Here is a 14,311-nt window from a genome sequence, read left to right on the forward strand (position 1 = left end):
CGGCGGACGGATGCTGCAGACCTTCGCCGCCGACGGCTCCGGCGTCTACGTCGACGAGGCGGAGGAGGCGCTCGCGACCAGCAACGTCTACGTCTCGAACGAGGTGCAGGGGGCGGACGCCCTGCGGCAGACGTTGGAGCAGGAGGTGACCGACGAGTCGATCGCGGTCGCGGTGTTCTCCGACAACGCGGCGCTCGAGGCGACGGGCATGGATATCGTGCGGGAGCTGGCCGGGCTGCCCGGCTACCAGACGATCATCGTCGCGGTCGGCGACGATCTGTCCGCCGGCTCCCGGGTCGTCCAGCCGACCGGCGAGGCCCTGCGCATCGCGAACGAGGCGGAGCACTCGGCCGACTCGCTGGAGGGCGCGATCCTCCAGACGGTCGAGGGCGTGGTCGCCGCGACGCCCGTTGATGCGGCCCAGGGCGGCGGGGTGGACGGCGGCCTCGTCGTCGGCGGTGCGCTGGGGCTCGTCGCGCTCGTCGCGGCCGGCGGCGCGCTGTGGGCGGTTCTGCGGCGGCGGCGCGGCCGCGGCACGGCGGGCCACCACGCGCCGCTTCCCGACACCGTGCGCCCGCTCGTGGGAAGGCTGCGGGTGCTGAGCGGCGAGTACGCGGCGGCCGGGGGATCCGGCAATCGCGACGCCACCAAGGTGGCCGGCGAGATCGCGACCGTCGCGAACAACACCACCGAGCTCTTCGACCGCCTCGACCGCAAGGGCGACGAGGGCCAGCGGGCCACGGCCGCCGTCGAGTACGGCGAGACGCTGCGCAAGCTCACCGCGGCGCTCGATCGCGACTATCTGCTCGACATCCTGCAGCACCCCGACCTGTGGGACGACCCCGTCGACCGCGTCCGCGAGGTGCGCACCGCCCTGACGTCGTTCTCGACGGAGCTCGTCGAGAACATCAAGCAGGTGAACGCCCGCCGCGGCCTCCACTTCCAGGTCTCGCTCGACGGCCTCATCGGCCGCCGCAAGGAGCTGCAGGAGTGGGACCGCGCATTCAAGAGCGCTGACGGCCAGGCCGGCCCCTCGCCGCACGACGACTAGAATCGACGGATGCCGCGGTCAGCGGCTTCTCGCACCCTCGTGCATCCCCTCCCGACCATTGGAGCCACCGTGGCCGAGCAGTCTCGCCTCGACAAAGTCATCGCCCTCGCCCGTCATCGCGGGTTCGTGTTCCAGGCGGGTGAGATCTACGGCGGATCCCGGTCGGCGTGGGACTACGGCCCCCTCGGCACGGAGCTCAAGGAGAACATCCGCCGCCAGTGGTGGCAGACGTTCGTCCGCGGCCGCGGCGACATGGTGGGCCTGGATTCGTCGATCATCCTGCCCAAGCGCGTGTGGGAGGCGTCCGGCCACGTCGCGACCTTCACGGACCCGCTCGTGGAGTGCCTCCACTGCCACAAGCGCTTCCGCGCCGACAACCTCGTCGAGGACTTCGAGGCACGCAAGGGGCGCAAGGCCGAGAACGGTCTCGCCGACGTCCCCTGCCCCAACTGCGGCACGAAGGGCCAGTACACCGAGCCCAAGGCGTTCTCGGGCCTGGTCAAGACCTACCTCGGCGTCGTGGACGACGAGTCGGGCCTGTACTTCCTGCGACCCGAGACGGCGCAGGGCATCTTCGTGAACTTCTCGAACGTGCTCACCGCGAGCCGCAAGAAGCCCCCGTTCGGCATCGGCCAGGTCGGCAAGGCGTTCCGCAACGAGATCACGCCCGGCAACTTCATCTTCCGCACGCGTGAGTTCGAGCAGATGGAGATCGAGTACTTCGTGCCGCCGGCCGAGGCTCAGGAGTGGTTCGAGCACTGGGTCGACGAGTGCTGGGACTGGTTCGTCGGCCTCGGCATCGACCCCGACAACATGCGCCGGTTCGACGTGCCCGAAGAGGACCGCGCCCACTACTCCGACGGCACGATCGACCTCGAGTACCGCTTCGGCTTCGCCGGCAAGGAGTGGGGCGAGCTCATGGGTGTCGCCAACCGCACCGACTACGACCTCGGCTCGCACTCCGAGGCGTCGGGCCAATCGCTGACCTACTTCGACCAGGCGTCGGGCGAGAAGTACATCCCGTACGTCATCGAGCCCTCCTTCGGCCTCACCCGGGCCATGATGGCCTTCCTCGTCGACGCGTACCACGAGGAGGAGGCGCCGAACGCGAAGGGCGGCACCGACACCCGCACCGTGCTCAAGCTGGACCCGCGTCTTGCCCCGGTCAAGGTCGCGGTGCTCCCGCTGTCGCGCAACGAGCAGCTCTCGCCGATCGCCCGCGAGGTCGCGGAGCAGCTCCGCGGTGACTGGAACATCGACTTCGACGATGCCGGCGCCATCGGCCGCCGCTACCGCCGCCAGGACGAGATCGGAACGCCCTTCTGCGGCACGGTCGATTTCGACTCGCTCGACGACCGTGCCGTCACCGTGCGCGACCGCGACACCATGGGCCAGGAACGCGTCCCGCTCGAGGGCCTGCACGACTACCTCGCGGAGCGCCTGAAGGGCGCCTGAACCGCAGGAGAACGGATGCCTCGACCCGGCCGGGTCGGGGCATCCGTCGCTTCGGTCTGCCTGAATCCCGGCACTGCGGGTCTACGGCATGAGGCCGCTGCGCACGAAGTCGATGACCGCGTCGGCCGCGGTCTCCCACGGCACGCCGTTCAGCAGGTCGTCGGTCGCGAGCGTCGCGACGCCGTGCACCGATGCGAAGGCGACGAGTGCGTGCAGTTCCGGCGGGCCGGCGCGGACGTCCCCGGCTTCCTGCCCCTCCGCGACGAGGGAGACCAGCCCCGTCATGCCGATGTGGCTGAGCGTCCGGAGCTCTTCCGATGCCTGCGGGTGATGCTTGGCGGAGTACATGACGGCCAGCACCGCCGGATGCGACACCGCGAAGCCGACGTACGCCCGACCGGCTGCCGCGAATCGTTCGGAGAAGGGTCCGGGCCGGGTCGAGGCATCCGTCAGCGCCGCGTTCATGCGCGCGAACCCCAGGGCGGCGAGAGCGTCGAGCAGCGCCGCCTTGTCGCGGAAGTGGCGGGCGGATGCTCCGTGGCTGACGCCGACGTCGCGCGCGAGCTGGCGCAGCGAAAGGGCGTCGGCGGCCCCCTCCTCGTCGACGACGTCCCACGCGCGCTGCAGGAGAGCGGACCGCAGATTGCCGTGGTGGTAGGTGCGCTCCGTCACGGTCCCACCCTAGCGCGATGTTGGCATTGACAACAATGCTGTCAGTGTCTACATTGGCTGCCATGACCAGAGACTACCGCGGCACGACCGCGCTCATCACCGGCGCCAGCGCCGGACTCGGCGTCGAGTACGCGACGCAGCTCGCCGCGCGCGGCGCCGACGTCGTGCTCGTCGCCCGCCGCGAGGACCGGCTCCGCGATCTGGCGGACCGGCTCACCCGTGACCACGGGGTGCAGGCGACGCCGGTCGCCCTCGACCTGACGCGGCCGGATGCCGCGGCCGCGCTTCGGCGGGAACTCGACGAGCGGGGCATCCGCGTGCAGACGCTGGTCAACAACGCCGGCTTCGGCATGAAAGGTGCGTTCGCCGAGGCCGACGCGTCGCGCATCGGCGAGATGGTGCAGGTCAACGTCGCGGCGCTCGTCGCGATCACCCGCGAGGTGCTTCCCGAGATGATCGCCGACGGGCGAGGTGCGCTCGTGGGCATCGCGAGCACGGGCGCGTACCAGCCGTGCCCCAACATGGCGGTGTACGGCGCGACGAAGGCGTTCGTGCTGAGCTTCACCGAGGCACTCGCGTACGAGACGAAGGGCTCGGGGCTGGGCGTGATCGCGGTGAGCCCGGGTGCGACCCGCACCGAGTTCTTCGACATCACCGGCGCCGACGCCGCCGTCGGGCGCTTCCAGACGCCGGCGCAGGTGGTCGAGCTGACCCTGCGCCGGCTCGATCGCGGCGACGTGCCGCCGAGCGTCGTCTCCGGCCGCGCCAACGCCTTCAGCGCGTGGGCAGCGCGGGTGATGCCGCGACGGCTCACGCTCGCCGTGAGCGGCCGCGTCCTGGGGTAATGGCCGGGCAGCCGGCATCCTTCCCTCACCGCACACTCCGTCCCGAACCGTTTGCAGGACCGATCTCGTCAGGGAGCGGTTTCCGCGCGCTGTCGGGCGTGTACGGGTGATCGGTCCTGCAAACGGTCGGCGCAGTGGCTCTGCCGTGCGGAGGTACGGCGAAACGCCCGGCCCCTTCCAGGGCCGGGCGCTTCACAAGGGAGGGTCAGCCGCCGATCGCGGCGGCGGCGTCCTTCGCGGCGTTCTTCGCCGCCGTGCCTGCGCCGTCGGCGGCGGCCACGGCATCCGCCCCGGCGGTCTTGAGCGCGAAGGCCTGCAGGATGGTGTTGAGGTCGAGCCCGGTGAGGCCCTTCACGACCTCGGTGCCCTCGCCGAGCACGCGTCCGACCGTCTTCGTCATCTCGGATGCGCCGTCGGTCGAGACGACGGTGAGCTTGTCGATCGAGGCGATCGGCTCGGCCGCCGCCCGCACGATGTCGGGCAGGCGCGAGATGATCTCCTGCGCGAGGGCGGCCTCGCCGTACTTCTGCAGCGCGAGCGCTTTCGCGTCGATCGACGTGGCCTCGGCGAGACCTTCGGCCTGGGTCGCGGCCGCCCGGGCCTCACCCTCGGCCTTGATACCCGCCGCCAGGGCGACCTGCTTGTCGCGCTCGGCCTCGCCCGACACACGAACGGCCGTCGCGGCGGCCTCGGCGTCCTGCACGGCGGCGACCTTGTTCGCCTCGGCGATCTTGGTGCGCTTGTACGCGTCGGCCTCGGTGGCGGCATTCGCGGCGTCGCGCTGCGCGTTCGCGCGCTGCACCTCGGCGTAGGCCTGCGCCTCGGCGGGCTTGCGGATCTCGATGTCGAGGCGCTCCTGCGTCACGAGCGCCTGCTCGGTGAGGGCTTCGCGCTCCTGCACGGCGACGAGCTTGTCCTGCTCGGCGGTGGCCAGCTGACCGGACGCCTGCGCCTCGGCGTTCGCGCGGTCGGTCTCGGCCTTGATCGTGGCCTGCTTGAGGGCGAGGGCCTTCTGGCGCTCGGCGATCTGCTCGGAGGCCTCGATGCGCGCGAACTCGCTGGCTCGCGACGCTTCGGCCTCGCTGATCTCGGCGACCTGTCGGGCGCGCGCGGCCTCGGCGCGGCCGAGGTTCGCGAGGTAGTCGCTGCCCGGCGTCGAGATGTCGCTGATGTTGAGCAGGTCGACCTGCAGGCCCTGCTCGACGAGGTCGGCCTTGGTCTCGGCGACGACGCGATCGGAGAGGCTCTTACGGTCCGAGATGATCTGCTCGATCGTCATGTCGCCCACGATCGAGCGCAGCGACCCCTCGAGCGACTCCTTGATGATCTCGGTCAGGAGGTCCTGCTGCGACAGGAAGCGCTGGGCCGCGCGCCGCACGCCGTCCTCCGTGCCCGAGACCTTGAAGTTGATCGACGCCTTGATCGCGATCTTGATGCGGTTCTTGTCGACGCCCTCGACGGTGATCCCGATCTGGCGCTGCTCGAGCGAGATCGAGAAGCCTTGCTGCAGGATCGGCCACACGAAGGTGCGGCCGCCGATCACGACGCGCTGGCCGCTGCCCGTCTCGCCGGGCGCCGGGCGTCCGGCCCCGCGGCCGACGATGACGAGCGCCTCGTTCGGGGGAACGCGGCGGATGCGCCGCGCGATGAACGTGATGAGCCCGAGCACCGCGACGACGAGCGCGACGGCGGCGATCACTTGGATGAGTTCGTTCGTCATGGACGACCTTTCTCGTGGGATGCCGCGACCCGGGGCTCCCGGCCCGGAACGCGGTGGGTTCTACTCCGCGACGACCTTGACGCGGGTGCCGGAGTGCTCGATGACGCGGATACGCGCGCCCTCGGCGATGGTGTCGTCTGAGTATGCGAGGCGTCGCTCGACCTCGTGGGGTCCGTCGAGGCTCACCTCGCCGCCCGCCGGGGAGACCGTGGAGCGCGTGACGCCAGACAGGCCGAGCGCCGAGGCGGGCACGCCGTCCGAGCTCTTGGTGAGCCGCTTCACGAAGACGACGGCGATGACGTACGCGAGGACCGCCAGCACGGCGGCGAGGACGTAAGCCCACACGGTGTCGAGTCCGTTCGTGGTGGTGAGTGCGCCGGATGCCCCGAACACGACGGCCGCGATGCCCAGCGCGGTGCCCGAGATGGCGCCGTCGCCGATGTCGAAGTGATCGAAGATGTCGCCGACGATCAGCGAGATCAGCAGGACGGCGAGGCCGACGCCTCCGACGATGAGGAACGGCAGCATGATCTGTCTCCAGGCGAGGGGCGGGCCGTGCGGATCCTCCCACCCTAGCCAGCGGTTGGGACCCGGTGTCCAGTTCTCTGGCCGGATGTGGAAAAACGCGCTCCGCGGGCGTGCTGTCGCAGCATCCGTCTCCCCATCTTCGCCACGACAGCGCCATGACAGCGCTGTGACAGCCGCGACGCCCGCACGACAGGGCGGTGACAGCACGCGCGGCGCACTCTGGATGACGTCGAAAGGCGAATCCCATGACCATCACCAGTTCCGCATCCCGCATCCCCGCGGTCCGTGCCGAAGGGCTCGTGAAGAGCTTCGGCGCCAACCGCGCGGTCGACGGCGTCGATCTGACCGTCGAGGCCGGCACCGTCTACGGTGTGCTCGGCCCCAACGGTGCCGGCAAGACCACCACCATCAGCATGCTGGCGACGCTCCTGCGCCCCGACGCAGGCAAGGCCGAGATCTTCGGCTACGACGTCGTGCGCGAGCCGCACATCGTGCGCCAGCTCATCGGTCTGACCGGCCAGTTCGCGTCGGTCGACGAGACCCTCTCGGCCACCGAGAACCTCGTCATCTTCGGTCGCCTGCTCGGCCTGTCGCGCATCGACGCGAAGCGCAAGGCCGCGGAGCTTCTCGAGGAGTTCTCGCTCACCGAGGCCGCCACCCGGCCCCTGGCGAAATTCTCCGGCGGCATGCGCCGCCGCCTCGACCTCGCCGCATCCCTCATCGCGCAGCCTCCGCTCATCTTCCTCGACGAGCCGACCACGGGTCTGGACCCCCGCACCCGCGGGCAGATGTGGGACACCATCCGTCGTCTGGTCGCCACGGGGTCCACGGTGCTTCTCACCACCCAGTACCTCGACGAGGCCGACCAGCTCGCCGACCGGATCGCCGTGATCGACCGCGGCACCGTCGTCGCGGAGGGTACGGCGCTCGAGCTCAAGGCATCGGTCGGTCAGGCCTCGCTGCTGCTGAGGCTGCGCGCCGGATCCGACATCGCCGAGGCGCAGCGCGCGATCTCGCGCGTGCTCGGCGTGACGGCCATCGTGTCGCCGGAGGCCGCGCGCCTCACCGTTCCCATGAGCGACCCCGACCGCGTCGCCGACCTGCTGGTGGCATTCCGCGAGTCGGAGCTGCACCTCGACGAGCTCAGCGTGCAGCAGCCGACGCTCGACGAGGTGTTCCTCACCCTCACCGGCAAGGGCGTGCCGGAAGAAGACGAGGCCGCCCACGCCACGGCCGACGAATTGGAAGGAGTGCGCGCATGACCGCCATCGCGACACGCATCACCCCGGTCGCTGACCGCGACCTCTCGAATCGCTCGACGCTCGGGCTGACCGCCCGCAACACGCTCACCATGGCGTGGCGCGGCATTCTGAAGATCCGGCGCACGCCCGAGCAGCTGATCGACGTGACCGTGCAGCCCATCATCTTCACCCTGATGTTCACGTACATCTTCGGCGGCGCGATCGCCGGCGACGTGCAGAACTATCTGCCGATCATCATCCCGGGCATCCTCGTGCAGACGGTGATCACGACCTCGGTCGTCACGGGCGTCCAGCTGCGCGAAGACATGGACAAGGGCGTGTTCGACCGCTTCCGCTCGTTGCCGATCGCGCGCATCGCGCCGTTGTCGGGCGCGCTGCTGGCCGACACCCTGCGCTACACGATCGCCACGACGCTCACGTTCACGATGGGTTTCATCATGGGCTTCCGCCCGGGCGGCGGGCTCGCCGGGGTCGTGGCGGCGGGTCTGCTCGTCATCGCGTGCTCGTGGGCGATGAGCTGGATCTTCGCCTTCTTCGGCGTGATCGCCCGCACCGCGTCGAGCGTGCAGGGCATCTCGATGCTCATCCTCTTCCCGCTGACATTCCTCTCGAACGCATTCGTGCCGGCCGAGACCATGCCCGAGTGGCTGCAGTGGTTCGTCGGGGCCAACCCCGTCTCGCACCTCGTGACCGCGGTGCGTGGCCTTGTCAACGAGGGAACGGTGACGGCAGACGTCTTCACCGCACTGCTCGGCGCGGCCGTCATCGTGGCCGTCTTCGCGCCGCTCACGGTGCGTGCGTACATGCGGAAGGCATGAACGGATGCCGCGTCCCGCGGCCGTGAAAACGGGCCGGGGTCTTCGAGAGGCCGGGGCGGCGCAAGCTGCCCCGGCCCTGAGATCGCTGGCGTGCGGCTGACGATCCGGCTGCTCGTCTTGGGGCGGCCGCGGCGTATGTCGGAGGGTGGTTCTAGGCTTCGGGTAAGAGATCGAGCTCGTGCCCACTTCGTTCGGTCTTCCGTCGCACCCGTTCGGGGTGCTGTGCAGCGGGAGCATCATGGGCCAGCCAGTCGACACCGGCGACGCGACCTGGGGTGCGCTGGAGCGGGTGGTCGCAGAGGTGCAGACCACGCGGGCGCAGATCGCCCGGTTGCAGGCGACGGAGGCGCGGCTGCTCACCGATGCCGTCGACATCGTCCGCGTCCGGGAGCAGGCGCGGCGAGACAAGGGGCGCAAGGGTCCGCATGATCTGCCGCTGCGGGAGATCTCGGCGGAGCTGGGTGCTGCGATGCGGCTCAGCGACCGCACCGTGCAGGCCCGGATGTCGGCGGCCAGCACGTTGCGGGACTCGTTCGCCGCCACGTTCGACGCATTGGCGCAGGGCCGCATCGACCTGGCCCACGCGTCGGCGATCGTCGACGCCGGGGCAGTGATCGCCGACACCGTGATGCGGGAGCAGTACGAGCGCATCGTGCTGGAGGCGTCCGAGCTCGAGACCCCGCACCGGCTGCGCGCGATCGCCCGGGTGGTCGCCGGCCGCATCGACCCCGACCTGGCCGAGGAACTGCGGCGCCGCGCGGTCGGGGGGCGCCGGATCCGAGTCGTCGACCTCGACGACGGCATGGCTCGACTGCTCGCCGATCTGCCCGCGGTGCTCGCCCACGCGATCTGCGACCGCCTCACCCAGATGGCCGAAACCGAACACGCTGCCGAAGCGGCCGCAGTTGAGGCGGCCGCGCAGCCGCGGGCAGCGGAGGCACTGGCGGCGAGTGCGACGGCCGCGGCCACGGCGACACTGCCCGACGCGAGCGAGGCCGCGGGCGCGAGCACGCCGAAGGACACCACCGACGCGGGCGGGCCGGATCATGTCGATGACAGGAGGCGCACATTCGACGGCAACCCGGCCGAGCCGGCGATTCGACACGCTGCGCAGCTGACCACCGGCCCGCAGGGCGATACCCGCTCCCTGGACGAGCTGCGTGCCGACATCTTCGCCGACCTGATCCTCACCGGCGCACCCACCGGGCACGGCGGCGGCGACACGCTGGCTTCGATCCGCGCCGAAGTGCACATCACCATCCCGGTGCTGACCGCCGCCGGCCGCAGCAACGAACCCGCCCTGCTCGCCGGCTACGGTCCGATCGACCACGACACCGCCCGCGCCCTCGCCGCCGGCGCGCCCGGCTGGGACCGCGTCATGTACCACCCGCACAACGGACTGCCCATGGCCGTCGACCGATACCGGCCCACCGCCGCACTCAAACGCTTCCTCCGCGCCCGCGACCAACACTGCCGGTTCCCCGGCTGTCCCCACCGACCCAGACGATCCGACATCGACCACACCATCGACCGCGCCCTCGGCGGCGAAACCGCCGACGACAACCTCGCCCACCTCTGCCGCCGACACCACACCCTCAAACACGCCACCGCATGGCGGGTCCGACAACTCGGCGACGGCGTCCTCGAATGGATCAGCCCCACCCGACGCCGCTACCCCGACAAACCGGTCGCCGGCGTGCAATTCGTCCCCTCCACCGCCTACACCCGACTCCTCGCCGCGCCCTCCGACGGCGAAGCCCCCTTCTGATGAAGACTCCGACGGTGCCGATCGACGGGTCAGCCCACGGGGATCGACCGGGAAACGGCTATCAACCGAGGAGCGACGCAAGGACGGCGGGGTCGTCGTCGCCGTCGCGATCAAGCGGGGCGACGGGGGTCGCCCTGCCGGGCACGAGCACATCGTTCGCGAGTCGCTCGCGCATCACGCGCAGGAACGGGTCCGATGCGTCGACGCCGCCCCTCAACCGCGCGGCGGCGACGAGCGCGCGGCGGGCGTCGGCATCCCGCCCGGCTGCGGCCAGCCACCCGCCGATCGACACGGCCACATCCGCGACGATCGGGTGGTCGCCACTGCGTGCGGCCGCAGGCAATGCCTCCGCGAGCACGTCGCGCGCCTCGTCGTCGCGCCCTTGCAGGAGGAGGGCCTGCGCGCGGCGCGAGCCCGACCACGCGATCAGCTGGTCGGGGAAGGAGGGCACGAGCTCGGCGGCGACGGCATTGAGGTGGTGCAGCGCCGCCGCCCCGTCGCCGACGGCGATCTCGATGGCCGCGGCGTCCATCTCGGTCTGGGCCAGACCGCGCTGCGAATCCTTCGCGCGCGCGAGCTCCTGCGACTCCCGCAGCCGCTCGCGCGCGTCGTCGATGCGCCCGAGCCGCAGCAGGAGCCCGATGCTCTGCGAGCGCTGCTGCACGAGGTCGGTGACCGACGTCAGGCCCGACAGGCCCGCCGACGAGGCGTCGGCGACCGCGAGGGCCTCGTCCAGTCGACCCGCCAACTGCAACCACTCCGACCGCATCTGGCTCGCGAACGCGGTGCCCCAGACGTCGCCGAGCTCCCGGAACATCGAGACGGCCTTCTCGCTCTCGACGCCGAGTGTCTCGTTGTCGCCGCCGTTCTGCGCGATCGCCGAGCGCAGCATGCTGATGAAGGCGAGCGTCCACGCCGGAGCGTCCTCGAGGCCCTCGTCGCCGATCGCGACACCGCGCCACCATGGTGTGCCGGGCCGATGGTGCTGCACCGCCAGGAGGATCGCCGTCAGCAGCGGCTCCAGGGCGGCGGAGAGTTCGCTGCGATGCACGGCGGCAGCCTCGATCACGGCGGGCACCTCCCGTTCGAAGCGCGCCACCGCCGCGGCTGCCGTCTCGCTCGGGCGCGTGTCGGCGCTGCCGGCTGCGGGGGCGCCGGCCTCGCCGACCTCGCCGGACGGAGTCCCGCCCACCTCGACCGGGCCGTCTGCCGGCTCCCGCCGCGCTGGGGCGTCGCCGTCCTCCCGGTCCCGGGCCAAGGCCGCGCCGAGCAAGGCGATCGCACGAACCACCACGGCCGCCTCCGAGTCCAGACTCCCGGCCGCCTCGCCGAACCGCATCACGCCGGACTGGAGATCCTCGAAGCGCTCGCGCATCAACCACGCCCAGAAGCACGCGCGCACGAGCTGCACCCCGACGTCGTCCATACCGGGCTGGTCGGCGCAGGTGCGCAGCGCGGCGCTCAGGTTCTCCTCGTCCGCGTCGAACCACGCGAGCGCGGCGCGCACCTCCGGGCCGCGCAGCCGCGCATCCTCTCGCGCCGCCAGCCGTGCCATCGCCCGCGCCTGCACCGCCCGGAACTCGGCCTCGCGGCCCTCGCTTCGCAGGCGGTCGAGGCCGTACTCGCGCACCGTCTCGAGCATCCGAAGCCGCCGGTCCGATCGCCGCAGCAGCGACTTGTCGACGAGCGCGTCGAACGCCCCCGCACCCACGTCGAACGCGTCTCCGATCGCCGCCACTTCGCGCACGTCCACGCCGTCGGGGAAGACGGCGGCGGCGCGCAGGGCGGTGCGCTCCGCGTCGGTCAGCGTCTCCCAGCTCCAGTCGATGAGCGCGCGCAGCGTCTGGTGCCTCGCTTCGATCGCCTTCGGGCCGGTCGCGAGGAGCGCGAAGCGGTCGTCGAGACCGCTGTCGATCTCGGCGATCGTCAGCGTCCGCGACTTCGCCGCGGCGAGCTCCAGCGCGAGCGGAAGACCGTCCAACCGCGTCACGATGCGCTCGACGGCGGCTTCCTCCTCGACGCCGGGCGGAGTGCCTCGCGCCGCGCGCACGCGCCGAGCGAAGAGCTCGCGCGCATCGACGTCGGGAAGCGGGCCGAGATCGACGAACGCCTCGCCCGCGAGCCCCAGCGGTTCGCGGCTGGTCGCGAGGATCCGCGATCCCGGAGCACTGCGCAGCACATCGAGGGCGACGTCCGCGGCCTCCGCCGAGACATGCTCGCAGTTGTCGAACACAACCAGCAGGGTCCTGCCGGCGAGGGCCTCCGCGACGCGGTCGCGCGCGCTGGTCGAGACGAGTTCACCGACACGGATGCTGCGCCCCACGGCTCCTGCGACGGCCGCCCACACCTCGCCCGGCGCCGCAGGTGCGAGCTCGACGACGATGGCCCCGGGCGTGCGCCGCGCGGTCTCGAACGCGAGAGTCGTCTTGCCCGCGCCGCCCGGACCGATCAGGGTCACCAGCCGCTCTTCGCGGAGCTGGTCGTGGATGAGCTGCAGCTCGCGCTGCCGCCCGATCAGGGGAGTGAGGGCTGCCGGCACGGAGGCTTCGGCACCCGCGGCGACCACACCGCCGGCGTCACGAGATGAGGCCGGGGCGGCAGCATCCGCTCCCTCGGCATCCGACTCGGCCGCCGCGAGGATGCGTTCGGCGTGAGCGCGGTCCTCGAGGAGGTCGCGCACGACCCAGTCGAACCCCTCGCCGGGAGTCCAGGGGTCGCCGCGCCAGAGGTCCAGCGCCGTGCGCGCATCGGCGGTGGCCGCCGCGTGATCGGCCGCGCGCCGGGCGCGGGCGACCAGGTCCTGGAACTTCGCGAGGTCGACGTCGTCGCGGGCGATCGTCAGCCGATACCCGCCCGGCACTGCCTCGAGCGTGCCGGCGGGCAGCCCCCGGCGCAGACGCGAGGCCAGGGACTGCAGTGAGGCGCGCGGGTCTTCGGGCAGGTCGTCGGGCCAGACGTCCTCGGCGAGCGAGCGATACGCGACCGTCGTTCCGGCGTCGAGCGCGAGACGGAACAGCAGCGCCTCCTGACCGCGCCCGCGGATCGCGAGCAGAGCGCCATCCGCCTCCGCCTCGAGTCCTCCGAAGAACCTCAGCCGCACGTGGTCAACCTTAGGACTCACGACCCGGACGGCCCGGAAGGGCGACCGGGCGTCAGCCCGTAATGGTGTACGTCATGTCGCCGGTCTCGCCGGCCAGCACGCGGCGGTAGTCCTCGGCGACGATCTCGCGGAGCACCCCGGCATCGACCTGGTCCAGGTCCTTGAGGTACAGGCAGCTCACGCCCGTCTCGTGCGGTCCGAGCCGCGCGAGGCGCTCGCCGTGCGCAGCGGTGCGCAGCGTGTACACCGTGGTGGACTCGCGTCGCGGGGAGAACGCCGCGATCGGGGCGTCGCCCTCGGTGCCGGCCGCAGAGCGGTAGTGGCACGACCCGAAGCCGATGATCGTGCCCCACAGCTCGGGCTCGCGGCCGGTGACATCGCGCAGGAGGTCGATCATCGCGGCGGCATCGCGCTGCCGCTTCGCCGGCCGCACGCCGGCGACGAACTCGTCGACGTCCCCTCCGGTCTTCTTCATCGCGCCGCTCCGCGTCAGCCCTTGGCCGCGGCCTTCATCGCGCGCTTGTGCTCGCGCACCTTGGTCAGCGACTCGGGCGAGACGATGTCGGCGACGCTGCGGAACGAGCCCTCGTCGCCATACGAGCCTGCCGCCTCGCGCCAGCCGGCGCCGGTGAAGCCGTACTGCTTGCCCAGAAGCGCGAGGAAGATCTTCGCCTTCTGTTCGCCGAATCCCGGCAGCGACTTCAGGCGCTTCAGCACGGTCGCCCCGTCGGGCTCGTCGCGCGTCCAGATCGCGGAGGCGTCACCGCCCCAGTCCTGCTCGACCGCCGCGCACAGCGCCTGCACACGGGCCGCCATCGAACCCGGGAACCGATGCACCGCGGGCGTGGCCTTGAAGAGCTCGGTGAACGCCTCCGGATCGAAGCTCGCGATGGCCGCGGCATCCAGCGTCCCCGCCCGCTCCGAGATCTTGAGCGGCCCTGCGAAGGCCGTCTCCATGGCCACCTGCTGGTCGAGGAGCATGCCGATGAGCAGTGCGAGCGGGTCGTCGGTCAGCAGGCGATCGGCGTCGTCGTCGCCCGTGATGTGGAGCGTCATGCCGCCAGTCTCCCACCGGCCGCCCCGGCCGGCACA

At 71.4% G+C, this 14,311-nt stretch carries 12 protein-coding genes; 6 read left to right on the plus strand and 6 right to left on the minus strand.

Annotated elements, in window-relative coordinates:
• Positions 1-10 precede the first annotated feature (10 nt).
• Positions 11-1,051 (plus strand): hypothetical protein, encoded by a 1,041-nt coding sequence (locus tag MRBLWH7_RS15510; RefSeq protein ID WP_341996042.1) that lies wholly within the window; start codon positions 11-13, stop codon positions 1,049-1,051.
• A gap of 69 nt (positions 1,052-1,120) precedes the next feature.
• Positions 1,121-2,506, plus strand: coding sequence for a glycine--tRNA ligase (locus tag MRBLWH7_RS15515; protein WP_341996044.1), 1,386 nt, complete (start codon positions 1,121-1,123; stop codon positions 2,504-2,506).
• A gap of 81 nt (positions 2,507-2,587) precedes the next feature.
• On the opposite strand, the gene MRBLWH7_RS15520 is transcribed toward MRBLWH7_RS15515, so the two are convergent.
• Entirely contained in the window at positions 2,588-3,178 is a 591-nt protein-coding gene (locus MRBLWH7_RS15520; protein ID WP_341996046.1) for a TetR/AcrR family transcriptional regulator, read from the minus strand.
• A gap of 62 nt (positions 3,179-3,240) precedes the next feature.
• Here MRBLWH7_RS15520 and MRBLWH7_RS15525 point away from each other — a divergent pair, with 62 nt between their 5' ends.
• Positions 3,241-4,023 carry an SDR family oxidoreductase gene (locus MRBLWH7_RS15525; protein WP_341996048.1) on the plus strand — a complete coding sequence of 261 codons (783 nt, stop codon included), beginning with the start codon at positions 3,241-3,243 and terminating at the stop codon, positions 4,021-4,023.
• Between the two features lie 205 nt (positions 4,024-4,228).
• Here MRBLWH7_RS15525 and MRBLWH7_RS15530 read toward each other — a convergent pair whose 3' ends face one another.
• Together MRBLWH7_RS15530 and MRBLWH7_RS15535 are read right to left on the minus strand one after the other, a co-directional pair.
• Positions 4,229-5,743 carry an SPFH domain-containing protein gene (locus MRBLWH7_RS15530; protein WP_341996050.1) on the minus strand — a complete coding sequence of 505 codons (1,515 nt, stop codon included), beginning with the start codon at positions 5,741-5,743 and terminating at the stop codon, positions 4,229-4,231.
• A 60-nt stretch (positions 5,744-5,803) separates the two neighbouring features.
• Positions 5,804-6,271: an NfeD family protein gene (locus MRBLWH7_RS15535; RefSeq protein ID WP_341996052.1), complete on the minus strand. Its 468-nt coding sequence runs from the start codon at positions 6,269-6,271 to the stop codon at positions 5,804-5,806.
• 245 nt (positions 6,272-6,516) lie between these two features.
• On the opposite strand from MRBLWH7_RS15535, the gene MRBLWH7_RS15540 reads away from it, so the two are divergent.
• The 3 genes from MRBLWH7_RS15540 (at position 6,517) to MRBLWH7_RS15550 (ending at position 10,119) form a co-directional block, all read left to right on the plus strand.
• On the plus strand, positions 6,517-7,533 hold the full coding sequence (locus tag MRBLWH7_RS15540) for an ATP-binding cassette domain-containing protein (RefSeq protein ID WP_341996054.1): 1,017 nt from the start codon (positions 6,517-6,519) through the stop codon (positions 7,531-7,533).
• Positions 7,530-8,351 (plus strand): ABC transporter permease, encoded by an 822-nt coding sequence (locus MRBLWH7_RS15545; RefSeq protein ID WP_341996056.1) that lies wholly within the window; start codon positions 7,530-7,532, stop codon positions 8,349-8,351. The genes MRBLWH7_RS15540 and MRBLWH7_RS15545 overlap by 4 nt, the downstream gene beginning before the upstream one ends.
• A 178-nt stretch (positions 8,352-8,529) precedes the next feature.
• Positions 8,530-10,119 carry a DUF222 domain-containing protein gene (locus tag MRBLWH7_RS15550; protein WP_341996058.1) on the plus strand — a complete coding sequence of 530 codons (1,590 nt, stop codon included), beginning with the start codon at positions 8,530-8,532 and terminating at the stop codon, positions 10,117-10,119.
• A gap of 61 nt (positions 10,120-10,180) precedes the next feature.
• Here MRBLWH7_RS15550 and MRBLWH7_RS15555 read toward each other — a convergent pair whose 3' ends face one another.
• Genes MRBLWH7_RS15555 through MRBLWH7_RS15565 form a run of 3 tightly spaced genes read right to left on the minus strand, consistent with a single transcriptional unit; the run spans position 10,181 to position 14,275 of the window.
• A complete protein-coding gene (locus MRBLWH7_RS15555; RefSeq protein WP_341996060.1) occupies positions 10,181-13,219 on the minus strand; it encodes an ATPase in 3,039 nt (1,012 codons plus the stop codon).
• 52 nt (positions 13,220-13,271) lie between these two features.
• Positions 13,272-13,694: a DUF1801 domain-containing protein gene (locus MRBLWH7_RS15560; RefSeq protein ID WP_341996062.1), complete on the minus strand. Its 423-nt coding sequence runs from the start codon at positions 13,692-13,694 to the stop codon at positions 13,272-13,274.
• 14 nt (positions 13,695-13,708) lie between these two features.
• A complete protein-coding gene (locus tag MRBLWH7_RS15565; RefSeq protein ID WP_341996064.1) occupies positions 13,709-14,275 on the minus strand; it encodes an HhH-GPD-type base excision DNA repair protein in 567 nt (188 codons plus the stop codon).
• Between the last annotated feature and the right edge of the window lie 36 nt (positions 14,276-14,311).

Source organism: Microbacterium sp. LWH7-1.2 (assembly GCF_038397755.1).
GTDB lineage: Bacteria > Actinomycetota > Actinomycetes > Actinomycetales > Microbacteriaceae > Microbacterium.

Bases quoted from the DNA above. Each gene is read 5' to 3' on its own strand.
- MRBLWH7_RS15565 (WP_341996064.1), bottom strand. From the start codon at position 14,275: ATGACGCTCCACATCACGGGCGACGACGACGCCGATCGCCTGCTGACC.
- MRBLWH7_RS15525 (WP_341996048.1), top strand. From the start codon at position 3,241: ATGACCAGAGACTACCGCGGCACGACCGCGCTCATCACCGGCGCCAGC.
- MRBLWH7_RS15545 (WP_341996056.1), top strand. From the start codon at position 7,530: ATGACCGCCATCGCGACACGCATCACCCCGGTCGCTGACCGCGACCTC.
- MRBLWH7_RS15535 (WP_341996052.1), bottom strand. From the start codon at position 6,271: ATGCTGCCGTTCCTCATCGTCGGAGGCGTCGGCCTCGCCGTCCTGCTG.
- MRBLWH7_RS15510 (WP_341996042.1), top strand. From the start codon at position 11: ATGCTGCAGACCTTCGCCGCCGACGGCTCCGGCGTCTACGTCGACGAG.
- MRBLWH7_RS15540 (WP_341996054.1), top strand. From the start codon at position 6,517: ATGACCATCACCAGTTCCGCATCCCGCATCCCCGCGGTCCGTGCCGAA.
- MRBLWH7_RS15560 (WP_341996062.1), bottom strand. From the start codon at position 13,694: ATGAAGAAGACCGGAGGGGACGTCGACGAGTTCGTCGCCGGCGTGCGG.
- MRBLWH7_RS15530 (WP_341996050.1), bottom strand. From the start codon at position 5,743: ATGACGAACGAACTCATCCAAGTGATCGCCGCCGTCGCGCTCGTCGTC.